This is a genomic window from Curtobacterium pomorum (genome assembly GCF_044497295.1).
GTDB lineage: Bacteria > Actinomycetota > Actinomycetes > Actinomycetales > Microbacteriaceae > Curtobacterium.
The window spans coordinates 1,916,751-1,941,490 of the sequence record NZ_CP172409.1; the positions used below are offsets into that span (position 1 = coordinate 1,916,751).

At 70.2% G+C, this 24,740-nt stretch carries 18 protein-coding genes; 9 read left to right on the forward strand and 9 right to left on the reverse strand.

Going from position 1 to position 24,740, the window contains the following annotated elements; translation table 11 throughout:
- Nucleotides 1-48 precede the first annotated feature (48 nt).
- Nucleotides 49-1,215, forward strand: coding sequence for an alkaline phosphatase family protein (locus tag ACGH48_RS09185; protein WP_340197703.1), 1,167 nt, complete (start codon nt 49-51; stop codon nt 1,213-1,215).
- A gap of 35 nt (nt 1,216-1,250) precedes the next feature.
- Here ACGH48_RS09185 and sepH read toward each other — a convergent pair whose 3' ends face one another.
- Nucleotides 1,251-2,285 (reverse strand): septation protein SepH, encoded by a 1,035-nt coding sequence (gene sepH / locus ACGH48_RS09190; RefSeq protein WP_396291088.1) that lies wholly within the window; start codon nt 2,283-2,285, stop codon nt 1,251-1,253.
- 266 nt (nt 2,286-2,551) lie between these two features.
- Between sepH and ACGH48_RS09195 the strand changes: the two genes are divergently transcribed.
- Nucleotides 2,552-2,851 (forward strand): DUF4193 domain-containing protein, encoded by a 300-nt coding sequence (locus ACGH48_RS09195; protein ID WP_031263038.1) that lies wholly within the window; start codon nt 2,552-2,554, stop codon nt 2,849-2,851.
- 104 nt (nt 2,852-2,955) lie between these two features.
- On the opposite strand, the gene ACGH48_RS09200 is transcribed toward ACGH48_RS09195, so the two are convergent.
- Nucleotides 2,956-3,381, reverse strand: coding sequence for a DUF3093 domain-containing protein (locus ACGH48_RS09200; protein ID WP_396291114.1), 426 nt, complete (start codon nt 3,379-3,381; stop codon nt 2,956-2,958).
- Between the two features lie 72 nt (nt 3,382-3,453).
- Between ACGH48_RS09200 and dut the strand changes: the two genes are divergently transcribed.
- From dut to ACGH48_RS09230, 6 genes are all read left to right on the forward strand, one after another.
- Nucleotides 3,454-3,945 carry a dUTP diphosphatase gene (gene dut, locus ACGH48_RS09205; RefSeq protein ID WP_396291089.1) on the forward strand — a complete coding sequence of 164 codons (492 nt, stop codon included), beginning with the start codon at nt 3,454-3,456 and terminating at the stop codon, nt 3,943-3,945.
- Nucleotides 3,942-4,679 carry a DUF3710 domain-containing protein gene (locus tag ACGH48_RS09210; protein ID WP_260233040.1) on the forward strand — a complete coding sequence of 246 codons (738 nt, stop codon included), beginning with the start codon at nt 3,942-3,944 and terminating at the stop codon, nt 4,677-4,679. Before dut ends, ACGH48_RS09210 begins: the two co-directional genes overlap by 4 nt.
- 47 nt (nt 4,680-4,726) lie before the next feature.
- Nucleotides 4,727-5,482 (forward strand): DUF3159 domain-containing protein, encoded by a 756-nt coding sequence (locus ACGH48_RS09215; protein WP_396291090.1) that lies wholly within the window; start codon nt 4,727-4,729, stop codon nt 5,480-5,482.
- Nucleotides 5,483-5,610: 128 nt separating this feature from the next.
- Entirely contained in the window at nt 5,611-8,427 is a 2,817-nt protein-coding gene (gene acnA, locus ACGH48_RS09220; protein WP_123312762.1) for an aconitate hydratase AcnA, read from the forward strand.
- A gap of 132 nt (nt 8,428-8,559) precedes the next feature.
- The gene (gene dxs, locus ACGH48_RS09225) at nt 8,560-10,497 is read left to right on the forward strand and encodes a 1-deoxy-D-xylulose-5-phosphate synthase (protein WP_396291091.1); all 1,938 of its coding nucleotides are present in this window, start codon (nt 8,560-8,562) and stop codon (nt 10,495-10,497) included.
- Nucleotides 10,498-10,632: 135 nt separating this feature from the next.
- Nucleotides 10,633-11,367: a hypothetical protein gene (locus tag ACGH48_RS09230; protein ID WP_396291092.1), complete on the forward strand. Its 735-nt coding sequence runs from the start codon at nt 10,633-10,635 to the stop codon at nt 11,365-11,367.
- Nucleotides 11,368-11,491: 124 nt separating this feature from the next.
- Here the strand turns inward: ACGH48_RS09230 and ACGH48_RS09235 are convergent, their stop codons facing one another.
- From ACGH48_RS09235 to ACGH48_RS09250, 4 genes are all read right to left on the reverse strand, one after another.
- Nucleotides 11,492-13,630, reverse strand: coding sequence for a 3-hydroxyacyl-CoA dehydrogenase NAD-binding domain-containing protein (locus ACGH48_RS09235; RefSeq protein ID WP_396291093.1), 2,139 nt, complete (start codon nt 13,628-13,630; stop codon nt 11,492-11,494).
- A 2-nt stretch (nt 13,631-13,632) separates the two neighbouring features.
- Nucleotides 13,633-14,853, reverse strand: a complete 1,221-nt coding sequence (locus tag ACGH48_RS09240; protein ID WP_123312758.1) for a thiolase family protein — start codon at nt 14,851-14,853, stop codon at nt 13,633-13,635.
- A 127-nt stretch (nt 14,854-14,980) separates the two neighbouring features.
- Nucleotides 14,981-16,237, reverse strand: a complete 1,257-nt coding sequence (locus tag ACGH48_RS09245; protein WP_396291094.1) for an HRDC domain-containing protein — start codon at nt 16,235-16,237, stop codon at nt 14,981-14,983.
- Complete coding sequence (locus ACGH48_RS09250) at nt 16,234-16,815, reverse strand: DUF3000 domain-containing protein (RefSeq protein WP_123312757.1); 582 nt, start codon at nt 16,813-16,815, stop codon at nt 16,234-16,236. Before ACGH48_RS09250 ends, ACGH48_RS09245 begins: the two co-directional genes overlap by 4 nt.
- A 23-nt stretch (nt 16,816-16,838) precedes the next feature.
- On the opposite strand from ACGH48_RS09250, the gene ACGH48_RS09255 reads away from it, so the two are divergent.
- Nucleotides 16,839-18,062, forward strand: a complete 1,224-nt coding sequence (locus tag ACGH48_RS09255; RefSeq protein WP_396291095.1) for an alpha/beta fold hydrolase — start codon at nt 16,839-16,841, stop codon at nt 18,060-18,062.
- A 334-nt stretch (nt 18,063-18,396) separates the two neighbouring features.
- Here the strand turns inward: ACGH48_RS09255 and ACGH48_RS09260 are convergent, their stop codons facing one another.
- From ACGH48_RS09260 to ACGH48_RS09270, 3 genes are all read right to left on the reverse strand, one after another.
- Nucleotides 18,397-18,927 carry a hypothetical protein gene (locus tag ACGH48_RS09260; RefSeq protein WP_396291096.1) on the reverse strand — a complete coding sequence of 177 codons (531 nt, stop codon included), beginning with the start codon at nt 18,925-18,927 and terminating at the stop codon, nt 18,397-18,399.
- Nucleotides 18,928-19,160: 233 nt separating this feature from the next.
- On the reverse strand, nt 19,161-19,322 hold the full coding sequence (locus ACGH48_RS09265) for a hypothetical protein (RefSeq protein WP_396291097.1): 162 nt from the start codon (nt 19,320-19,322) through the stop codon (nt 19,161-19,163).
- Between the two features lie 29 nt (nt 19,323-19,351).
- The gene (locus ACGH48_RS09270) at nt 19,352-24,682 is read right to left on the reverse strand and encodes a DUF6531 domain-containing protein (RefSeq protein WP_396291098.1); all 5,331 of its coding nucleotides are present in this window, start codon (nt 24,680-24,682) and stop codon (nt 19,352-19,354) included.
- Between the last annotated feature and the right edge of the window lie 58 nt (nt 24,683-24,740).

Sequence of the window (24,740 nt, forward strand, 5' to 3'; positions counted from 1 at the left end):
AGACCGGAGTCGTCTGGAAGACCGGGGTCGTCTGGAAGACTCTGTGGAATGGGAACAAGCGTACCGACGGCCCCCGACGCCGCCGCGAACCTCGCCGACGTCTTCCCGAGTTGCCTCGTGGCGCTCGGGGCTGCGGACGACGCGTGGTCGCGTGCCAACGGCTTGGAGGCCCGGATCGCCCTCCGTCCCGCGCGTTCCGCGATCGTCGTCCTGGTCGACGGCCTCGGTTCGGTCGCGCTGTCGGCTCGCGCCGGCCACGCCCGCTGGCTGACCGCGGCGAAGGGCACCGGCACCGCGAAGAAGCTCCGCAGCGGGTTCCCGACCACGACGGCCGCGGCACTGAGCACGCTGACGACCGGACGGTCGCCCGGCACGCACGGTGTCGTCGGCTACAGCGGCTGGAACCCGGACACCGGCGCGGTGATGAACCTGCTCGGCGGGTGGGACACCGAGGTGCCGGCGGACTGGTTCCTCGTCGAGACGCTGTTCACCCGGGCCGCGGAGCTCGGCGTCGACCCCGTCGTGGTCGGTCCGGAGCGCTACCGGGCGTCCGGCATGACCGCGAACGTCCTCGGTGGCGCGCGGTACGTGGCAGCGGACACGATCCCGGAGCGCATCGACGCCGCCCTGGCCGAGACCGCCACCGGTCGGTCGCTCGTCTACCTGTACGTGCCGGAGCTCGACTCGATCGGTCACAAGTCCGGGTGGCAGTCCGACCGGTGGACGGCGACGCTCGAGCTGCTCGACGGCGAACTCGCCCGCCTCGACGCCCGTGGTGCACGCGACGTCGGCATCCTGGTCACCGCGGACCACGGTGTGCTCGACGTGCCGGACCACGCGAACATCGCCGTCGACCCGCTGCTGCTGACGGACGTCGTCGGGGTGGCGGGCGACCCCCGGTGCCGCCAGTTCACGGTGGCGCCGGGCACCGACGTGCGCGGGCTCGTCGGGGCCTTCCGTGCGCGCTACGGCAAGAAGGCGTACGTCGCGAGCCGTGACGAGGCGATCGCCGCCGGCTGGTTCGGTGCGGTCTCGCCGGAGGTGGTCCCGCGCATCGGCGACGTGATCGTCGTGGCACGCGGCTCGTGGGCGTTCAACGACGACCGGGCGCTGCGCGACGGCGAGGTCCCGAAGCGCATGATCGGACAGCACGGTGCGATGACCGACGAGGAGACCCTCGTGCCTCTCCGGCTCGCCGGGGCGTTCGCGCAGTAGCCGGTCGCCGGCTACCGAGGATCAGTCCGAGCGGATCAGGCCGGGTCCTCCGGGCGGGTGCCGAAGACGATCTCGTCCCAGCTCGGCATCGACCGGCGGTTGCGCTTCTTGCGCTCGGCACGTCCCTCGGCCTCGGGCGCCGATGCCGGGCGGCCGTCGGTCGACGACGGGGCGGTGTCGCCCTCGGGCTGGTCCTCGAAACCCTGCAGCGGGATGTCGACGACGCTGATCGAGGTGCCGCGGGCGGGCTCGTCGCGCTGCTCGCCGAACGAGGCGGCTTCGCGCTCGCCCCGGCGTCGGCGGAGGGCCTCGAGCAGGTCGGCGGTCTCGTTGCCGGGTGCGCGCTCCTCGACGGCCGCCTGTCCGATGCGGGGCAGCGGTGCACGGAGCGGCGCGCGGTCGGGGACGTCGGGGTTCGTGACGGCCTCGTCCTCTTCCTCGACGCGGAAGGCGCCGGAGTCGAAGCGGGTGCCGTCGTCGTCCTGCTGCTCGTACTCCACGGCACGCAGGCGGGGCGCGATGCCCTCGTCGTCGGTGTGCGAGAGCCGGTGCGCGTCGCCGTTGTCCGGCACGAGCGTCGAGGTCTTCGGGTCGAAGCGCCACTGGGCGTCGTGCTCGACCTCGGCCGCGGTGTAGCGGACCCGGACCTGCCAGCCGCTCTCCGGGTGCTTCCACGAGCCCCAGCTGATCGCGGTGGCCTCGCCGGCCTCGAGCTTCGCGGTGATCGCCGCGCCGAAGGTGTCCGGAGCCTCGTCGTCGACCGGGGTCACCGGCACGCGGTGCGAGGCGTCGAGCACGAACGCGCGTTCGGCCAGCACCGGACCTTCGAAGCGTCGGACGTACTCGACGTCGACGTCGAGCGCGGCGGCGACGTCGGCGGCGTCGGCACCACCACGGATGCGTGCCTGGACGTCCTTCGGGGAGACCCGCTTCTGCGGCCCGGCGTCGGGGTTGGCCTGACGGACCTGCCCCGGCAGCGAGGACGTGACGGGCAACCGGAACTCGGTACCGCCGTCGGTCGCCAGGAGGAGTGCGCCTGCCTCGACTCCGATGACTCTCACGTCTTGCATGGTCCAGCCTTCCCAGCGTCGCGTACGGTCGTGCGTCGTACCCCGTGAGTATGCAGTGGTCGTCGGCGGTTTCCACGGAGGCGCACGGGCGTGCCGCGGAGTCTGCGGCGAGCGTCGACGGGTGTCGGGAATGTCCGGAACGGGGTACGGGTTGCAGGGCCGTGACGACGCGCCGCAGATCTCGGTTTGCACTCTGGCGGGACGTCGTGCAAACTGTCGCCGCCGATCACCCGGCGACGACCTCTCGATACGAGAAATGGATGGGCATGGCCACCGATTACGACGCCCCCCGGAAGACCGATGACAACTCCGATTCGGAGTCGATCGAGGCCCTCAAGGAGCGCGTTCCCGACAAGATGTCGGGGGTCGTCGACGATGATTCGGACAACCCCGGCAGCTTCGAACTCGCCGGGCAGGACCTGAGCGACGTCGACCTCGACGTCGTGGTGCTGCCCCCGCAGGTCGATGAGTTCACCTGCGTCGAGTGCTTCCTCGTGAAGCACCGCTCCCAGCTCGACCACGAGTCGAAGCTCGGGCCGGTCTGCGCGGAATGCGCGGCGCTCTAGGCGCAACGATCACCGAAGGCCCCGCATCCTCCAGGATGCGGGGCCTTCGTCGTGCGGTGCGGGGCGGACGCGCGCCGGGCCTCCCGTCCGCCCGTCGCGGTCCGTCAGGACCGGAGCGCCTCGACCACCTTGGTGGGCTGCCGGACGCTGACCAGCCAGTAGGGCGTCGGGTCGGCGTCGTCGCGCACCTCGACCTTGACGACCCCGCGCACGTAGCCGCGGAACAGCGTCCACGCCCGGGCGTCGAGCTTCGGACCGCGCTGCGTGGTCGCCTCGGCGCCCTCGAACGCCTCGACCGTGCCGACGAGCGCGCGCGGCAGGTGCGCCTTGCCGGCGCGGAACTCGCTCTCCGTGACCTCGATGGTGGGTGCGAGTGCCCACAGGAGCACGAGCACGCCGAGCTCCATGCCGATCGCCACGAGCACGCCGGCGAGCACGCTGATGGGCAGGAACACGAGCAGGGTGGCGGGGATGACGAGCGCCGTCGCCAGGTACAGGGCGGGCGGGGCCCAGAGTCGTTCGCGGTACATGGTCACGAGTCCATTCGACCACGACTCAGGCCAGGTCACGGTCGGGTCACGTCTCTGCACTACCCTCGACACGTGACCGAACCAGTCGACGTCCTCTGGACCGGGGAGAACCGCCCCGGACACGCCCACCCCGGCGACGCGGGAGCCGACCTCGTCTCGGCCGAGTCCTTCGTGCTGCAGCCGGGCGAGCGACACCTCGCAGCGACGGGGCTGCGGATCGCGCTCCCCGAGGGGTACGCCGCGTTCGTGGTCCCGCGCAGCGGCCTCGCCGCGAAGCACGGCATCAGCATCGTCAACAGCCCGGGCACGGTCGACTCCGGGTACCGCGGCGAGATCAAGGTCGCACTGCTCAACACCGACCGGTCCGAGCCGTACGAGGTGCACGTCGGTGACCGCATCGCGCAGCTGATCGTGATGCCCGTCCCGCGGGTGACGTACACGCGGGTCGAGGAGCTGCCCGACAGCGTCCGGGGCCAGGGTGGCTTCGGCTCGTCGGGCTACGGTGACCGGAGCGGCGCCGTGACCGGTGCCGCCGACGATGTTCAGGAAGGAACGCGCGCATGAAGTTCGGTCGACGCAAGCGTGACGAGGGCGAGGTGGCCGAGGTCGAAGTGGCCGAGGCCGTCGCCGACGAGGTCGAGATCGCGGACACGACCCCCGAGGTCGACATCGCGACGGACGCCGACGCGGACCTCGACGAGGTCGACGCGGTGGCCCCCACGGACAAGTCCGCGCCCGAGGACCGCGCCGAGAACGGTCCGCACGACGAGACCGAGGCGAACCTGGTCCGCCCGTACGTCGACCTGGGTGGCGTGAAGGTCCTGCCGCGCGAGGGGCTGCACCTGCGCCTCGAGGTGGAGGAGGGCTCGCAGCGCGTCGTCGCGGTCGGGCTCGACTACGACGACTCGACGCTCCAGGTCCAGCCGTTCGCCGCACCCCGCTCGACGGGCCTGTGGCACGAGATCCGCGCGCAGATCGCCGAGCAGATCGAGCGCCAGGGCGGTGTCGTGACCGAGGTCGACGGCCCGTTCGGCCCCGAGCTCCGTGCGTCCGTGCCGGTCGCGGTCGACGGCGACGGCGGCGCGGCCGGCGTCCGGCCGGCCCGCTTCGTCGGCGTCGACGGTCCCCGCTGGTTCCTGCGCGGCGTGATCGCCGGCAAGGCCGCCGAGCAGCCCGACGACGCGAGCGAGATCGAGGAGCTGTTCCGCAGCGTCGTCGTCGTGCGCGGTACGACGCCGATGCCGCCGCGCGACCTCATCCCGCTGCACATGCCGAAGTCGACGCAGACCGCGATCTGACGCTGCGGCCGGCTGACGACCTGACGACGAACCCGCCTGGAGGCACGGTGCCGGAACACGACGACACCCCACGACCCGAGACGGCCGGGTCCGAGCCCGTCGCGCCGTCGTTCTCCTCCCAGTTCCGCGACGCGGTGCAGAACGCCGGCATCGCCCGGGTCGCTCCCGGCGAGGCGCCGTCCGGCCGTGCGCTGCTCGGTGCGGTCGGCGGGATCCGTGGGCTGGCAGAGTCGGTGTTGCCCGGGTTCGCGTTCCTCGTCGTCTACGCGATCACGAAGGAGCTCGTGCCGAGCGTCGTGATCCCCGTGGTGGTCGGTCTGGTGTTCGTCGCACTGCGCCTGGCGCAGCGGCAGTCGCTGACGATGTCCTTCGCCGGCATCCTCGGCGTCGCGGTGTCGGCCGGGCTCGCGCTCATCACGGGGCGTGCCGAGAGCAACTTCATCCCGGGGATCGTCATCAACTCGGTGTGGCTGGTCGGGCTTCTGGTCTCGCTGGCCGTGCGGTGGCCGCTCATCGGTCTGGTCGTCGGGTTCCTGCTGCCGGCGAACGAGGACGGCTCGCACGTCGACTGGCGCGCCGACCCGGTCAAGCGCCGCGTGCTGACGGTCGCCACCTGGATCTGGGTCGGGTTGTTCGCGCTCCGCCTGGCCGTCGAGGTGCCGCTGTACCTCACCGCCCAGGTCGAGCTGCTGGCGGGCCTCAAGCTCATCCTCGGCGTGCCGCTCTACGCTGCCGTGCTCTGGGTCACGTGGTTGCTGGTCCGGACCGTGTTCGTGCGAAGGGACGCCGCCACCACGGTGTAGCGTTGTCTCGACATCAAGATAGTTCTCGCAGGGCGCGCACGCGTTCTCGGGATTAGGTTTGCCTTGCTGGTGGGACGGTCCACGGCCCGCGAGGATGAGGGCAAACCGATCAGTAGGGAGGCGGCACGGTGGCTGCAGTCAATAGCTTCGGCTCGAAGGACACACTGTCGGTTGGGGGTGTCGACTACGCGATCCACCGGATCGACACGGTGCCCGGGCACGAGAAGCTCCCGTACAGCCTCAAGGTGCTGCTCGAGAACCTCCTCCGCACCGAGGACGGCAAGAACGTCACCGAGGCGCAGATCCGCGCGCTCGGCTCCTGGCGCCCCGACGCCGACCCGGACACCGAGATCCAGTTCTCGCCGGCGCGCGTCGTGATGCAGGACTTCACGGGTGTGCCGTGCATCGTCGACCTCGCCACCATGCGCGAGGCCATGGCGGACATCGGCGGCGACCCGAACAAGATCAACCCGCTGTCCCCGGCCGAGATGGTCATCGACCACTCGGTCATCGCCGACCTCTTCGGCAGCACGGACGCACTCCAGCGCAACACCGACCTCGAGTACGAGCGGAACGGTGAGCGCTACCAGTTCCTCCGCTGGGGCCAGACCGCGTTCGAGGACTTCAAGGTCGTCCCGCCGGGCACCGGCATCGTGCACCAGGTGAACATCGAGTACCTGGCGAAGGTCACCTACACACGGGACTTCGACGGTGAGACGTACGCCTACCCGGACACCCTCGTCGGCACCGACTCGCACACCACGATGGTGAACGGGCTCGGCGTGCTCGGCTGGGGCGTCGGCGGCATCGAGGCCGAGGCCGCGATGCTCGGCCAGCCCGTGTCGATGCTCATCCCGAAGGTGGTCGGCTTCAAGCTCTCCGGCGAGATCCCGGCCGGCGTGACCGCGACCGACGTGGTGCTCACCATCACGCAGGAGCTCCGCAAGCACGGCGTCGTCGGCAAGTTCGTCGAGTTCTACGGCGAGGGCGTCAGTGCTGTCCCGCTCGCGAACCGCGCCACCATCGGCAACATGTCGCCCGAGTTCGGTTCGACGGCGGCGATCTTCCCGGTCGACGACGTCACACTCGACTACCTGCGCCTGACCGGTCGCGACGAGGCGCAGATCGCCCTGGTCGAGGCGTACTCCAAGGCCCAGGGCCTCTGGCACGACGCCTCGGTGGAGCCGAACTACTCCGAGTACATGGAGCTCGACCTCTCCACGGTCGTGCCGTCGATCTCCGGTCCGAAGCGTCCCCAGGACCGCATCGAGCTGACGAACGCGAAGAGCCAGTTCGAGGTCGACCTGAACAACTACACGACCCCGAGCGAGCAGACCGACCTCGACGACGCGGTGGAGGAGACCTTCCCGGCCTCCGACCCGATCGCCGCGGGCTCCACCAACGAGGACACCGACCTGCACGAGCACGTCTACGTGTCCAGCGCCCCGTCGACGGCCTCGGCCCCGACGAAGGTCGCGATGGACGGGGCCGACCCGTTCACGATCGACCACGGCGCCGTCGCGATCGCCGCGATCACGTCGTGCACGAACACGTCGAACCCGTCCGTCATGATGGCGGCCGGCATCCTCGCGCGGAACGCCGCCGCCAAGGGCCTCACCTCGAAGCCCTGGGTCAAGACGACGCTCGCGCCCGGTTCCAAGGTCGTCACCGACTACTACGAGAAGGCCGGTCTCACGACCTACCTCGAGCAGCTCGGCTTCTACACGGTGGGCTACGGCTGCACCACCTGCATCGGCAACTCCGGCCCGCTGCCGGACGAGATCTCGCAGGCCGTGCAGGACAACGACCTCGCCGTCACCGCGGTGCTCTCCGGCAACCGCAACTTCGAGGGTCGGATCAACCCAGACGTCAAGATGAACTACCTGGCGTCCCCGCCGCTGGTCATCGCCTACGCCCTCGCCGGGTCGATGCACTTCGACTTCGACAAGGACGCCCTCGGGCAGGACCAGGACGGCAACGACGTCTACCTGCAGGACATCTGGCCCGACGCGGCCGAGGTGCAGCAGGTCATCGACGAGTCGATCGACACCGAGATGTTCACCCACGAGTACGGCTCCGTGTTCGAGGGCGACGACCGCTGGAAGAACCTGCCGACCCCCACGGGCGACACCTTCGAGTGGGACCAGGAGTCGACCTACGTGCGGAAGCCCCCGTACTTCGAGGGCATGACCATGCAGCCCGACGCGGTGTCGGACATCTCCGGTGCCCGCGTGCTGGCCAAGCTCGGTGACTCGGTCACGACCGACCACATCTCGCCCGCAGGTTCGATCAAGGCGGACAGCCCGGCCGGCAAGTACCTGGCGGAGCACGGCGTGGACCGCAAGGACTTCAACTCCTACGGCTCGCGTCGCGGCAACCACGAGGTGATGATCCGCGGCACGTTCGCGAACATCCGCCTGCGCAACCAGCTGCTGGACGGTGTCGAGGGCGGTTACACCCGCGACTTCACCACCGCCGACGGCGAGCAGTCGTTCATCTACGACGCCTCGCAGCACTACCAGGAGCAGGGCATCCCGCTCGTCATCTTCGGTGGCAAGGAGTACGGCTCGGGCTCGTCGCGCGACTGGGCGGCCAAGGGCACGAACCTGCTCGGCGTCCGCGCCGTCATCACCGAGAGCTTCGAGCGGATCCACCGCTCGAACCTGATCGGCATGGGTGTCGTCCCGCTGCAGTTCCCGGCGGGCGAGACCGTCGAGTCCCTCGGACTCGACGGCACCGAGGTCGTCTCGATCTCCGGCCTGACCGAGCTGAACGAGGGCCGCACCCCGAAGACCGTGCACGTCACCGCGACGCCGAGCGAGCACTCGCCCGCCGGCAAGCAGCCGGTCGAGTTCGACGCGGTCGTCCGCATCGACACCCCGGGTGAGGCCGACTACTACCGCAACGGCGGCATCCTGCAGTACGTGCTCCGCTCGCTCGTCTGAACGACGTGAGCACGGGTCGCTGACGCGACCACACGACGGACTGGAGGCCCGTGGCGAACCCGCCACGGGCCTCCAGTCCGTCTGCCGGTTGCGCGCATAGAGTGGGCCGACAGCCCCACGAAAGGAGCGCCCGTGAGCCTGCTCAGCAGCATCACGTCGCCGCGCGACCTGAAGCGTCTCTCCGACGCGCAGATGACCGACCTGGCCGCCGAGATCCGCCGGTTCCTGGTGGCCGAGGTCGCGAAGACCGGCGGGCACCTCGGACCGAACCTCGGCGTCGTCGAGCTGACGCTCGCGATGCACCGGGTCTTCGACTCACCGAACGACCCGTTCGTGTTCGACACCGGACACCAGTCGTACGTGCACAAGCTCGTCACCGGGCGGCAGGACTTCTCGAAGCTGCGCGAGCGGGGCGGCATCGCCGGCTACCCGCAGCGGAGCGAGTCGGAGCACGACATCGTCGAGTCCTCGCACGCGTCGTCGTCGCTGTCCTGGGCCGACGGGATCTCCCGTGCCTTCGGGCAGACCGGCCAGACCGACCGCACCGTCGTCGCGGTCGTCGGTGACGGTGCCCTCACCGGCGGGATGACGTGGGAGGCGCTCAACAACATCTCGGACGACAACGACCGCCGGCTGGTCATCGTGGTCAACGACAACGGCCGGTCCTACGCCCCGACGATCGGTGGCATGGCGCGGTTCCTCAGCTCGATGCGGACGCGGCGCGAGTACCGGGCGCTGTACGAGACCTCGCGGGCGGTGGCGGACCGGTTCGGTGCCCCCGGACGTGCGGTCTACCGAGGGATGCGTGGGGGCCTGCACGGGTTCCTGTCGCGGTTCACGAACAACGAGGCGCTGTACTCGAACCTCGACATCAAGTACATCGGCCCGGTCAACGGCCACGACCAGCGGGCGATGGAAGCGGCGCTCCGCCAGGCGAAGGCCTACGGTGCCCCGACGATCGTGCACGCGATCACCGAGAAGGGGCACGGGTTCGAACCCGCCCTGCGCGACCAGGCCGACCAGTTCCACGCCGTCGGACACATCGATCCGGAGACGGGGGAGTCGCTCGACGCCGCGTCGGGGCCGTCGTGGACCTCGGTGTTCGCGTCGGCGCTGGCGTCGGCCGGTGACTCGGACCCTCGGATCGTCGCGATCACGGCGGCGATGCTCCGGCCGACCGGGCTGCACCTGTTCCAGGAGCAGCACCCCGACCGCGTGTACGACGTCGGCATCGCCGAGCAGCACGCCGTCACCACGGCAGCTGGTCTGGCCTACGGCGGCCTGCACCCGGTCGTGGCGCTCTACGCGACGTTCCTGAACCGTGCGTTCGACCAGGTGCTGATGGACGTCGCCCTGCACAAGGCCGGCGTGACCTTCGTGCTCGACCGCGCCGGGATCACCGGGCCGGACGGCCCCTCGCACCACGGCATGTGGGACCTCGCGCTCCTGCAGGTCGTGCCGGGAATCCGGATCGCGGCTCCGCGCGACGCCGCGACCCTGCGTGAGGAGTTCCGCGAGGCGATCGCGGTCGACGACGCCCCCACCGTGCTGCGCTGGTCGAAGGGCCAGGTCGGGCCGGACATCCCCGCGGTCCGTCGTCTCCCCGACGGCGTCGACGTGCTGCACGCCGCCGCGGACGGCGTCGAGGACGTGCTCTTCGTGGCCGTCGGCTCGATGGTGCCGACCGCACTCGAGGCCGCCGGGCTGCTCGAGGCGCAGGGCATCGGCGTCACCGTGGTCGACCCGCGCTGGGTGGTGCCGATCCCGTCGTCGCTCATCGAGCTGTCGCGCACGCATCGGCTCGTCATCACGATCGAGGACGGCGTGCGCGTGGGCGGCGTCGGCACCCGGTTGCGGCAGGACCTGCGGGCCGCCGGGGTCGACACGGGTGTGAACGAGTTGGGCCTGCCGGACGAGTTCATCGACCACGCGACCCGGACGCAGATCCTCGCCGACGTCGGGTTGACGGCGCAGGCGATCGCCCGCGACGTCATCGACCAGGTCGTCGGGACGAAGTTGCCGCAGGCGAAGCCCGCACGGTCGAGGGAGTCGGCCGCGTCCGACCGCTAGTCGGGTCGCGCGGAACCAGGTTCCGGACATGGCACCACGTACTTCCGCGGTGCTGTGTCCGGAACCTGGTTCCGCCGGAAGGTCACCCATGCCGTCAGGGGCATGTCCCTCGGGGACGTCTGGCAGGATCGCTGCATGCGACGGGGGTTCAGGACGACGGCGGTGGCGATCGGTCTCGCCGTGGTGGCGCTGTCCTCAGGGTGCGCAGCGATGAACGACGGTTCGGTCGCGCCGGAGCTCGGTGCAGATGCCCGAATCGGCGCCAGACAGACGATGCACCGTGTGGTCGACTGGAAGGGCACCGCCGCAGTCCACCGGGTCGATGCCACCTGGACGGACACGTGCGGCCACGCGAGCAACTCCGGGTTCTTCCAGCCCGCTTCGGGCACGACGTGTCGGATCGACGCCGGAGCGGTGTACACGATCGACGGTGCGGACACACCGGTCGACGCGGTGCGCATCGTCGGTCCGGCACTGCGGGCGGGCGGCCTGACCGACGAAGACCTCGTGGCACAGGCGATCCAGCCGGACGGATCGACACCGTCCCTGGTCGACATCGGTGGGCGGCAGTCGATCGCACTCGGCAGCGACCTCGGGCAGGACCGGTTCGCGGTCGTGCGGGTCCGCGGTTGGGACGGGTCACTCGGACTGTGGCAGTCGGAGGGATCGTCCGTCGTGCAGTCCGCACCGGGTCTCGGCGTCGACCGACGCGATGAGGCCGTCCGGGCGAGCGGGGCGGACTACGTGCTCGTCGTGACGCACAGCGCCGCGTACTTCACGTCGTACGACAACGAGCCGCCCGAGCCGTCGGCACCACGGCCGTCGGTCCCGCCGTGCTTCAGCGGCAGCAACGACTGCGTCGGCGGTTGACGGCGGCTCACGACGGCGGTGGACAACACTGCAGCGGGCCGGCCACGCACAACCAAAGTCACCCCGAACCACGGCGATCCGCGGTTCGGGGTGACTTCGGTTGTGCGGGACGGACTCGCGCCGGCTAGCGCGAAGCCGGGCCGACGATCCGCGGGTCGTGGAAGCTCCCACCGAAGACGCGCTCGGACGCACCGCTGCGGTCGAGGTACGGGCTGATCCCACCGGCCTGGAACGGGTAGCCCGCACCGAGGATCAGGCCGAGGTCGATCTCCTCGACGTGCTGGACGACCTCGTCCTCGAGCATGCGGTGCAGCTCGTCGGCCAGGGCGTCCTCGAAGCGCTGCTGCATCGCTGCGGCGTCCACGGGCTTCGCGTCCTTCTTGGACGGCGCGACGAGCTTGACGGCGGCGGGGTCGTACCCGGTCGCGTTGCCCTTCTTGTCGCGGGTGAGGATCTTCCCGTGCTCGGCGATCTTCTTCAGCCCGTCACCGGGGTAGAAGCGCTCCGGCCACGCGGCGTGGTGCGAGTCGAGCACGTGCGCGCCGACCGGCAGTCCGACGAGCTCGAGCAGCTCGAAGGGCGACATCGGCAGTCCCAGCGGCGCGGCACCGGCCGCCACGACGTCGAACGAGGTGCCCTGCTCGACGCCGCGCATGGCCTCACCGAGCACCCGTGCGAGCACGCGGTTCACGACGAAGCCCGGCTGGTCGGCCGTGATGATCGCCGTCTTCTTGAGGGTCTTCGCGACGGCGAGTGCCGTGACGAGCGTCTCGTCGGAGGTCTCGGCGGTGCGGACGACCTCGAGCAGGGGCATCACGGCGACGGGGTTGAAGAAGTGGAACCCGACCAGGCGCGACGGGTCGGACAGCACCGAACCCATCTCGGAGACCGACAACGACGAGGTGTTCGTCGCGAGGATGGCATCCGGGGCGATGACCTGCTCGATCTTCCGGAAGACCTCCTGCTTGACGGTCATCTCCTCGAAGACGGCCTCGATCACCCAGTCGGCGTCGGCGAAGGCGTCGTAGGACACCGAGCCGCTGACGAGGGCCGTGATGCGGTTGGCGTCGTCGGGGGAGATCCGGCCCTTGTCGAGCAGCTTCGCGACCTCGCCACGGATGCGCTCCACGCCGGCGTCGACGCGGGACTGGTCGACGTCGGTGATCACCACGGGGACGCCGAGGCGTCGGGCGAAGAGCAGCGCGAACTGCGACGCCATCAGCCCGGCGCCGAGGACACCGACCTTCGTGATCTTCTTCGGCTCGACGCCCTGCGGAGCGCCGACGGGCTTCTTCGCACGCTTCTGCACCAGGTCGAACGCGTACATCGACGCGGCGAACTGGTCGCCGGAGAGCAGGTCGGCGAGGGCGTCGTCCTCGTCGGCGAACCGCTCGTCCAACGAGCCGCCGCGAGCGGCGGCGACGAGGTCGAGCGCTCGGAACGGCGACTTCGGCACGGTGCCGATCTTCGACGCCACCTGCCCCCTCGCGACCTTGACGACGGTGCCCCAGGCAGCCTTCTCGAGCATGCCCGGCTCGTTCTTGCGCACCACCTTGGTCGCGCCGGTGATGACGCCGTCGGCCCAGGCCACCGCTGCGGGCAGGAACGTCACCGACGGGATGAGCACGTCGCCGATGCCGATCTCGACCGCGGCCGGGCCGTCCATCAGGCGGTTGTTCTTGAGCGGGTTCTCGACGATGACGCGGAGCGCTCGTTCGGGGCCGATCAGGCGGGGGAGGAGCGTCGCGCCACCCCAGCCGGGGATGATGCCGAGGAAGACCTCGGGCAGGCCGATGCCCTGCGCGGCGGACGAGAACGCCCGGTACGTGCAGTGCAGGGCGATCTCGAGCCCACCGCCGAGGGCCAGGGTGTTCACGAAGGCGAACGACGGCACCCCGAGGTCGGAGAACTTGCGGAGCGTGGCGTGCCCGAGGGCGGCCAGGTCGTGGGCGGCCTCGCGCGAGGGCACCGCCGCGGCCTGGGACAGGTCGGCCCCGGCGGCGAAGCAGTACTCCTTGCCGGTGATCGCGACGCCCTGGATCGTCCCGGCGGCCGCCTCGGTCTTCAGGGTGTCGAGCACCCCGGAGAGTTCGTGGAGGGTACGCGGCCCGAGGGTGTTCGGACGCTTGTAGTCCTTGCCGTTGTCGAGCGTGATGAGCGCCAGTGTGCCGCCGGAGGGCATCGTGACGTGCTTGACGAACGAGTGCGTGACGACCTCGTCCTCGCTGAGTTCGGACAGGCGGTCGGTGTCGACGGTGGTCATGCTCAAGCCCCCTTCCGAGCCGAACGTGCTGCGGACTTGCTGAAACCGGGGTTCTCCCAGATGACGGTGCCGCCCTGCCCGAGCCCGATGCACATCGTGGTGATGCCGTACTGGACGTCCGGACGCTCGGCGAACTGCGCCGCGAGCTGCGTCATCAGGCGGACACCGCTCGATGCCAGCGGGTGGCCGACGGCGATCGCGCCGCCCCACGCGTTGACGTTCGCGGAGTCCTGGGCGATGCCGTAGTTGTCGAGGAACGCGAGCACCTGCACGGCGAACGCCTCGTTGATCTCGAACAGGCCGATGTCGTCGATGGACAGGCCGGCCTTCGACAGCGCCTTGTCGGTGGCGGGGACCGGGCCGACGCCCATGACCTCGGGCTCGACGCCGGCGAAGGCGAACGAGACCATCCGCATCTTCGTGGGCAGGCCGTGCTCCTTGGCGCCCTCGGCCGAGGCGAGCAGGCTCATCGTCGCGCCGTCGTTGAGGCCGGCGGCGTTGCCGGCGGTGACGCGCCCGTGCGGACGGAACGGGGTCTTCAGCGCGGCCAGGGCCTCGAGCGTGGTGCCCGGACGCGGCGGCTCGTCGGTGCTGACGACGTCCCAGCCGTCGCCCTTGTTCACCTCGACCGGGATGATGTCCGGCTGCAGCTTGCCAGCTGCCCAGGCGGCGGCGTAGCGCTGCTGCGACTGGACGGCGTAGGCGTCCGTGCGGTCCTTCGTGATCGCCGGGAAGCGATCGTGCAGGCGCTCGGCGGTGGAGCCCATCACCAGTGCATCGCTGGACACCATGCGCTCGGCGATGAACCGCGGGTTCGGGTCGGAGTTGAAGCCCATCGGGTGGCGTCCCATGTGCTCGACGCCGCCGGCGATCGCGAGGTCCGCGGCACCGAAGGCGATGGCTCCCGCGAGCGTCGTGACACTCGTCATGGCACCGGCGCACATGCGGTCGATCGCGTACCCCGGAACCGACTTCGGCAGGCCGGCCAGCATGCCGACGGTGCGGCCGAGGGTCAGCCCCTGGTCACCCTGTTGCGTGGTCGCCGCGACGGCGACGTCGTCCACCGCTGCGGTGTCGAGCGAGGCGTTCCGGTCGAGCAGTCCGCGCATCGCGTGCACCGCGAGGTCGTCGGACCGGGTCTTCCAGAACACCCCCTTCTCGCCGGCTCGTCCGAACGGCGTCCGTACTCCGTCCACGAACACGACGTCTGATGCCTTTGGCAATCCGGGCCTCCCAGATCCTCTTCGATCGGGCCGGAACGCTCATCGCTCCGGCCGGCCGGGCCTCGCCCGGCGACGCTCCCGACGCTATGCCCCCAGGCTGGGCGGCCGCATGCCGGTTGGGCGGTTCCTACGACTCGACGTCATCCGTCGCCGCGGGCTGCTGTGCAGCAGCGACAAAGGCCGAGGCGATGACCGAGGCCAGTTCCTCCACCTGCCACGGACGGGCCTCGTGCGAGGCGAGGGCAGCCCCGACCAGCTCGGTCGACGGTGGCGACGGCGGTGCCCACGACACCACCCGGAGGGTCTCCGGGGTGAGCAGGTTCTCGAGCGGGATGTCGAGCTCCTCGGACCGCTTCGTCACCGCAGCACGGGCGGCCTTGTACCGGCGGTCGGCCGCGGGATTGCGGTCGGCCCAGGCGCGGGGCGGCGGGAGCGTGGCCTCGCCGGATCCGCGGAGCTTCGGCAGGTCCTCGGTCGTCCGGCCCTCGTCCACCGCGGCCCACCAGCGGTCGAGCTCGGACCGGCTGGCCCGGCCGGTGAAGGCCTTCAGCCCGCCGAGCTCGGCGCGCGACGCGGGTGCGGCCGCCGCCGCTGCGACGATGGCGGCGTCGGGGATGGTGCGCCCGGGAGCGATGTCGGCCGCGCGGGCGTACTCGTCGCGGGCGAGCCAGAGCGACCGGGCGATCGCGAGCGCGCGGGCACCACGGAGGGCGTGCATGCCGGACAGCCGGCGCCACGGCTCGGCGCGGACGGGCTTCGGGGCGCGGTGCAGCACCGCGTCGAACTCCTCCTCCGCGATGCGGGACTTGCCGGCCTCGTCGAGTTTCGCGGCGAGGGCGTCGCGCAGGTCCGGCAGGAGTTCGACGTCGAGCGATGCGTACACGAGCCACGACTGCGGCAGCGGTCGGGTCGACCAGTCGGCCGCCGAGTGCGCCTTGGCGAGCGTGATCCCGAGCAGCTGCTCGACGACGGCACCGAGCCCGACCCGGGGGAACCCTGCGATGCGCGCGCCGAGTTCGGTGTCGAAGATGCGGGTCGGGACGAGGCCGACCTCCTGCAGGCACGGCAGGTCCTGCGACGCGGCGTGGAAGAGCCACTCCTCGTCGACGATGGCCGCCTGCAGCTCGGAGAAGTCGCCGATCGGGATCGGGTCGAACAGGAACGCGCCGGCACCGCGGCGGAACACCTGGATCAGGTAGGCGCGCTGCGAGTAGCGGTAGCCGCTGGCGCGCTCGGCGTCGACGGCAACGGGGCCGTGACCCGCAGCGATCGCCGCGACGGCGGCCAGGTAGTCGTCACGCGAGTCGATGACCTTGACGGCCTCGTGCGAGTCCTCGAACGCGGGGTCCGGTGCACCGGGGGTCGAACTGACGGGGTCGGTCACTTGGCGAGCCTCCTCGGGGCCAACAGGGTCACGCCGTCCGAGGCAGGAGGCAGACCGGCGAGCATGGCGACGATGTCCTGCCATGCCCGGACGTGCGCGGTGAGGTCGTCACCGCGCGGCGTCCACGATGCGCGGAGTTCCAGCTGGGCGCCGTCACCCTGTGCGGCGAGGTCGCCGTACCCGCGCGAGATGATCTTGGTGGCCGTGCCCGAGGCGTGGTCGTACTCGGCGCCGTGCGTCTCGAGCGCGTCGACGAGCCAGCTCCACGTGACGTCGGCGACGAACTCGTCGACGCCGATCTCCGGTTCGAGCGGCGCCTGGGCGAACGAGACGACCCGGAAGGCACCGCCCCAGCCCTCGGGTTCTTCGGGGTCGTACAGGGCGATGAAGCGCCCGGTGCCGAGGTCCGACTCGACGCCGTGCGCGGTGCCGGACACGTCCGCCGCCAGGGCGATCGAGAACGGTGCGATCCGCGTGGGCGAGGGGATCTCGGTGACGGTGGTCTCGGAACGGCTGCTGCCGGAGGACACGAACGCGCGGAGCCGCGCGAAGGCGTCGGGCTCTCGGGTTTCGGACACACATGCAGACTAGGCTCCGGGCCATGTCCCGATCCGCGCGACCCGCCGAGGACGCCGTCCAGGAGACCGCACGATCGGCCGGGTTCATCGCACTCGGCGCCGGTCTGGCCGCCGCCGCCGTGGGAACGGCTGTCATCGGCGGCTTCGTCGCCGCCGTCGCCCGTGCCGTCGTCACCCCGGACCGCAAGCGCACCGAACGCGTCCCGATCCACGCCGTCGACCCGGTCCGGATGACCGTGACCATCGAGCGGACCGCCGACACCGAGCTGCAGGGCCGGTACTCGCTCTGGTTCGGTGCCGGCACCGGCCACATGCGCGTCGGCCAGGTCCTCGGCACCACGGACACCACCGTCACGCGCCGCATCATCGCGATCGACGCCGGCGACCCGACCGCTGCACGCCGCGGTCGCTGGGGCGGATGGTTCTACCTGACCCCCGGCGAGCTCGACGTGCCCGTCGAGGACATCGACATCCCGACCCCGAACGGGCCCGCACCCGCCTGGGTCGTCCGCGCCGACGACCCGGATGCCCCGTGGGCCGTCCTGGTGCACGGGCGCGGCGTCACCCGCGCCGAGACCATCCGCGCCGTCCCGGTCTTCCGCGCTGCCGGCTACTCGGTCGTCCTCGCGTCGTGGCGGAACGACGGCGTCGCCCCGCCGAGCGTCGACGGCCGCTACGGCCTCGGCAGCACCGAGTGGGAGGACATCGACTCCGTCCTCCGCTGGCTCAGTGCGCAGAACGCGCAGAGCGTCGTGCTCATGGGCTGGTCGATGGGCGGTGCCGTCGTGCTGCAGACCCTGCTGCGCTCACGGTTCGCCGGGCTCGTCGACGGCGTGGTGCTCGAGTCGCCCGTGGTCGACTGGCACGCGGTGCTCAAGTCGCAGAGCCAGCTCATGGGGTTGCCGCGCCCGGTCCGCAAGGTCGCCCAGCGCCTGCTCCGCACGCCGGTGCTGCACCGCCTCGCCGGCCTGCAGCAGCCCGTCGACCTGCGCGAGCTCGACATGGTCACCCGGTCCGCCGAGCTCACGGTGCCGATCCTGCTCCTGCACAGCGACGACGACGGGTTCGTGCCGTCGTCCGCGTCGCACGACCTGGCACGCGCCCGACCCGACCTGGTACGGCTCGAGGTGCAGACCACGGCCCGGCACACCAAGCTCTGGAACCACGACGCCGACTGGTTCGACGCCCGCATCCTCGCGTGGCTCACCGAGGTGGTCCAGCGGCGCGGGGCGGCCAGCGCGCGGTAGACGCGACCGAAGGGCGGACGGGAGGCGCGTGGCGACCCCGCCACGGGCCTCCCGTCCGACGTTGCGTCCGTTCGGTCGCTTCGTGAGCAGAAATGGTCGGGTCACCGTCGCGCACTCGACCCTTTCCGCTCACGAAGCTTCGCGAGCACCACCGCGGAGACTCCCGGTGCCGGGCCAGGCTGCTCCCGTCTGCGAATCCGCTCGTGCGTGAGGTGCCCCCAACGGATCGCTAGCCTGCGACGCGTGGACCAATGGGATTCTTGAACGACGTTTCGTCGTCATTTGCTACTTCCCGCCCGCGCTCTTTCAGCTCCAGGCTGGCACCTGTTAGATGTCAGAGAAGCCTTTCGCTCTGAGGCCCTGCGGCGCGGGTAGTCATTGCCGATATTGGTTCGCCCGGCCCGAACTCTTGCAAGAACTCATCCTGAATTTTGACCCGATCCACATCGAGGATGATGGTCCAGTACGAACCGTCGCTCATATCGAGCCGAATGACTGCTTTGTCGATGTCTCCGACGTTCGATTGATCGTAACCGACGAACTCGCCATCGATGAACTGTTGTGTTGCTCCGACGAGACGTATGAAATCAGCATCTTCGAGCACCGGGTTTGGCGAGTCAGGTGCGCTTGAAACCTGTTCCAGTTCAGCAACGTTCAATCCGGGGTCCTTCGATACGTTGACGAAAATGTCTTCAGCTGTCCAGGAGAGCTGTGGCAGATGAAGGGAGGACACCACATCGGCGAGGTCGAATCGTCTCTCGTCTCCTTGCTTGAATTCACGAGTAAATATTCGCAGCATTCTATCCCATTCTTTCAGAGGAGAGGCCGGGCAATTTTCTTGCCATCTCTCTCGCTCGAGCGTCAACCAAGTTCTGTGTGCCGGTAGTCGGACTCTGGCAATCAAACCTCCTTGAGCGAGCTTGGAAGCGGTCGCTGTGGTTCCAACTCCTGTCAGGCTTCTTGGGAACGGGAACATCGTCCTGGAGATTCGCCACCGATGTCGGCAAGTGGCCAATCGACATCGCCCCCTCCCGAGGCCGCCGACGTCGCCGCGCCCTCGTCAGCGTTCCGGAGCAGACCACCGGGATCGCCAGCCTGTCACTCACCTTCTGCCACGTCCCCGAGTAGGTGCTTCCCGATCATGGCATTGGCGCCACCCCCGACGGCACCGAAGGCCCCACTGCCGGCGACCCGGCCCGAGTTCACCTCGCCGGTGGTGTTCTTCTGGAAGATGGTGTCGGCGTCGACGCTGATGAGCATCCAATTGAAGTTGGTACGACAGCATGCTTCTACTCCACAAGGGGTTGTGCGCTGCCACGGCTCCGGCCTCCGCCCGCCTCGCTTGGTTTGTACTCGTGGAAATGTGGATTCGGATGTAAATGCGGTGTGTTGTGATCGGTGAAGTCGATGTCTCGAAGAAGAAGGCCGTCAGTTCCGAACTCGCGGGCCTGAGGATGCGAAGGGGCGTTTTTCTTGAACCGCCACCCGAGTTGGGTGTGCGGATATTCGGACTCAGGCAAGCGTACGCCGTGACGACTACTCGGAAGTGGGCGCTTCGGAAACCACTGTCCGTCCGGAGGCTTTGGTACGTCGTCGCCGAGCTTGTTCACCGCGGTCGGAAGATGGACCTTGGACAGTGTGCCACCGGACGCCGCTGACGTCACCGCACCCTCGGCCGCACTCCTGAGCAGACCGGCAGGGGTGACCGGCTGCCCACTGACCGCGTAGTTCGCAGCGTTCTCGATCGCACCCTCGGCTGCGTTCCCGAGTACGTGCTTGCCGAGCAAGGCACCGGCACCACCGCCGACGGCACCGAAGGCCCCACTGACGGCGACCTGTCCCCAGTTGACCTCGCCGGTGGTGGCCTTCTGGATGATGGTGTCGGCACCGGCGCTGATGAGCACCATGCCGAGCGGTCCACCGACGCCGGTGGCGAGCAGAACACCGCCTGCAATGACCATCGCACCGCCGGCCACGTACTCCCAGTTGTTCGCGAACCAGTCCCCGGTGGCGGCCGCGGCACGGGTGAGGGGGCCCTGCTCGGCCGCCGCGTAGGCCTCCAGCTCCGCGTCCGTGATCGGTGCGAGTCCGAGCGGGTCGATGGCGTGCAGTGGATCGTTGCCGGCGAACGAGTACGGGTTGCCGGCCCAGGCTGCTCCGGAGGGCGCGGTGACCGGGTCGCCGGACAGGAAGCCGCGCGACGACGAGTCGTAGGCACGGGCGCCCATCCACTCGAGTCCGGCGACCTGCAGCGAACCGTCGGCGCCGAGCGCGATGTCGCCCGGCGGGGCCGAGCCTTCGAGGTCGGCGAGCGCCTGCCACGGGTCGGCGTCGGCGGCTGCCCTCGCGGTACGTCGACCGCTGGTGGTCCAACCGTCGTCCACCCCGATCACGCCGCCCGGCGCTCGGACGACCGGTGTGTCACCGACTGCGAGGAGCGTCGGGGCGAACGCGGCGGTGTCCCAGTCGATCGGTACGCCGTCGACGTGGGCGAGCTCGCCGAGGGCATCGACGTGCAGGTCGGTCGTGGTGCTGCCGGCCGCTGCAGTCTCCGTCACCCCGGTGAGGCGACCCTGCGGGGTCCAGCCGTACGTGGTCGTCACCCCGTCGGCTCGGAGCGCCTGCACCCGACGACCAGCGCCGTCGTACGCGTACTCCACCTCGGGCGCCTCGTCCGGAGCGTCGACTCTCTTCAGCTGTCCGGCAGCGTCGTACGTGAACGGTCGGGCCCCGGAGTCCATCCCTTCCTCGACCAGACGACCCGCTGCGTCGTAGACCCAGTCCGTGCGACCACCGTCGTGGACGGCGGCCACGAGCTGTGCAGCCTCGTCGTGCTCGTAGGAGACGCTCCCCCCGGCGCCGTCGACCCGGGTGATGCGTCCGCCGGCGTCGCGCTCGATCGTGCTGACCTGCGTACCGTCCGCGTCGATGCGCGCGTGCCGGACCACGTGTCCGTTCGCGTAGTCCCAGTTCTGCAGCTGATCGCCGGCGCGGGCCTCCAGGAGCCGCCCTGCCGCGTCGTGCTGGTACCGGACTTCGCCGAAGGCCGAGTGATCGACGCGGACGACCCGTCCGGTGGCGTCGTGCTCGTACCGGGTCGTGGACCCGTCAGGGGACTGCACCGAGGTGCGGAGGCCGTCGGCATCGTGGGTCCACCGCGTTTCGCGCGCGCCGGTCGAGCGTCGGACGAGCTGCCCCAGCCGGCTGAACTCGAGGACGTGGGCGGTGGGGGAGTCCGGACGGGTCTCATCGGTGATCGTCACCGTGCGGGCGCGGGCATCGCGGTCGATGCGGCCGATCAGACGGTCGCCGGCGTACTGCGCGGATTCCCGACCGGCTGCGTCGTACTCCCACCGCAGCACGGTGCCGTCCGGGTCGGTCTGGGTGAGCTGTCGTCCGGCGGCGTCGTAGGTCGCCGTCGTCGTTCGCCCGAGCTGATCGGTGGACGAGGCCACCTTGTCGAGCTGCGTGTACGTCCGGACGGTCACGCCACCCAGCGGATCGACGGTGCGGACGAGGCGTCCACGCTGGTCGTACTCGTACCGGGTGGTGCCGCCGAGCCCGTTCACCGCAGCGACGAGCTGTCCTGCGGCGTCGTACCGGAAGGTCCGCTGGCCGAAGCGGGTGTCCCGCGCTGACACGACCCGACCCACACGGTCGTACCGGTACCGGACGGTGCCGACCCCGGGGACGTCGGCGTGGACGACTCGACCCTGGCGGTCGTACTCGGTGCGTGCGACCTCGCCGGTCGGCAGGGTGCGCGCGACGACCCGTGAATCGGCGTCGTAGGACAGCGTGGTGCGTGCGCCGGCGGGATCGATCGCGGAGACCGGTCGGCCGCACGCGTCGTACTCGTACCGGGTGGTGCGGCCCGCCGGGGTGGTGACGGCGACGACGCGTCCGGCGAGGTCACGTTCGATGCGGGTGAGGCCACCGTCCGCGTCGACGAGCTCGACCGGGCGGCCGCACGCGTCGTACGTCGTCAGCTCAGCAGAGGAATCCGCGTGCTCGAGCCGGGTCGGACGCCCGAACTCGTCGGTCGTCACGGACACGGCGTCGAAGGCGTCGCGGACCGTGGAGACGCCGTCCGTGCGCGACCGGCGCACCTCGGTGCGGACACCGGTCGCGTCGACGGTGGCGCCGAGGGCTCCGACCGCGTCGTACTCCCGCTTCCAGGTGCCGCCGGCCGGGTCGACCACGGCTTCGAGCCGCGAGAGCGCGTCGTGGACGAACGCCCACTCGGCACCGTCGGGCAGGGTCATCGTCGACACGTTGCCGAAGGCGTCGAAGTCCTTCGTCACGACGCGACCGAGGGGATCCGTGGTGGCCACGATCTCGCCGTGTGGACCGTAGGTGACCTCGGTGCGGGCACCGGTCGGATCGATCGTCGCGGTGACCCGACCACCGTCGCCGTGCTCGAACCGCCACAGTCCGCCGTCCGGATCCTCGCGCGCGGTGAGCAGCCCGGCGTCGTCGTAGCGGTACCGGGTCCGGTGGCCGAGCGGTGTGCCGGCCTCGACGATCCGGCCTCCGGCGTCGCGGATCAACCGCGCGGTGTCGCCGACGGCGTTCTCGACGCCGACGAGCTCACCGGACGCGTCGTGGTGGAAGGAGACGACGACGCCCATCGGATCGGTCGTCCCCACGAGCAGGCCGTCCCGCCACTCGAGCAGCGTGCGACCGCCGACAGGGTCGATGACGACGGAGGGGTTCCGGTCGTCGCCCGTGTACTCGTACTCGACGACCCCGCCGTTCGCGGTGACCACCGTGGTCATGCGGTCCTGCTCGTCGTACCCGAAGGTCAGATCCGCGCCCTCCTGCGTCACGGTCCGGACCCGACGCCCGCGGTCGTCGTACCCGTGCACGGTCACCTGACCATCGCGCTCGGTCACCGAGACGAGGTTGCCGTGCGGGTCGTACGACATCGACTGGCGCCGCCCATCGGTGTCGATGATCCCGACGACACGGCCCTTCCGGTCGGCGATCCAGGTGTTCGCGTGCTCCCCGTCGACGTCGGAGACCGAGGTGACCCGACCCGGCAGGTACGCGAACCGGACCTGTCGTCCGAACGGTGTGCGCTGCTCGACGACCCGGCCGCGGTCGTCGTAGGTGTTCTCGCACTCGACGACGCCCGTCGCAGCGGTCACCCGGTCGATCAGGCCGTCCGCGTTCCAGCGGTACCCACGACTGCCGACGGCATCGGTCGCCCGGACCAGTCGGCGGGCGTCGTCGTAGTGGTAGTCGACGCGTCGCCCGTCCGACGCCCTCACCGACGCCACCCGGTCGCCGCGGTACTCGATGTCGACGAACCGCCCGAACACGTGCGCGAGCCGGGTGATCCGGTCATGCTCGTCGCGGCGCACGGTCACGGCGGTGCCCGCTCCACGCGCACTGCTCAGCCACAGTCCGGACGGCGTGAACGCCCACCGACCGCCGGCGTTGTCCCGCACGACGAGCGAGTCCTGCTCGGCCCGGAGCCACAGGTCCTCGCCGACGCCGCGGCCCCACCCGTCCCCCTGCCGCGGGAAGTCGACCTGCCGGCCGTCGTCCAGCACGACCGAGGCGGCCTCGTCGCTGACCTTGAGCCGGATGTCGAGGATGGAGGACCACCCGAGTCCGAACACCCCGACGCGGCCGTCGAGTGAGTTGTACATGCGGGTGAGCCGGAGCGACGCAGCCTGTCCCGCGAAGGACAGGTCGGTCTCGGGCTCGAGGAAGTTGCCGGTAGCGGTGTTGACCGGGTCGTCGGCGAACCCGTTCGTCGGGGGTGTTCCCATGGCCGAGAACGGCCCGATGGTGAAGTCGTCACGTCCGGCGTCGATCCCCGCGGAGGACAGGGCTGCCGCGATCGCCGCGTCCGACAGCGTCGCGGGCCCGGCACCACCACCGGCGGCCTCGAACTGCGCTGCGACGGTGCCCGCCCAGTCGGCGTCGTGCCCGTTGGCGGTGAGCCAGTCGTTGGTGGCGGTCAGGAGTGACTGGGCATCCAGCATGCCCCAGCACGGGTTGCACTCCGCCTCGTAGTCGCCCAGGGCGTTCCGGAAGGTCGTGACGGCACCGGAGAGATCTGCGTCCAAGCTGCGGCTCCCGGCCTGGAAGGAACGGAGATCTGCGGGAACGGCCGATGACGTGCTGCCGCCCGGCCCACCGCCCGCAGGGAACTCGCGCCCCTTGACGTTCACCGGCTCGGCGCGGAGCTGCGGTTCCGGTTCTGGCTCCGGCGGTTTGGGATCATCCTGCCGACCGAGCCACTTGGAGATCTCGTACCCGGCGCCGACGAGGAAGTTCTCCTCACGCTCCCGTTTGTCGGCTTCCCACGCCTTGGCATCGACGCGACGATCGTCTTCGTCTCTTGCTGCGTCGCGGAGCTCCTGCACGAACATCGAAAGGCTTTGCAGCGACTCAACGAGTTTCGTGGCGCTGCGTGCACCGATGTCCGCGTCGTCCGCGAAGACCTCGGCGAAGTAGCCCCGGAACTGCGTGCTCGCGGTCGTCACCAGGGACGCTCGGGGCCCGGTCTGGTCGCCGAGCGACGATGCGAGTGCGGTCGCTGCGGACTTCAGCGCATCAGCTGCGCTGTACGAGTAGCCAGTCGGATCGTTGCCGTGGATCTTCGCCATCGCCGATTCCCCCCAAGGTGTCGACGACCACTGTTGCATGTGATGTACTGAAGTACAA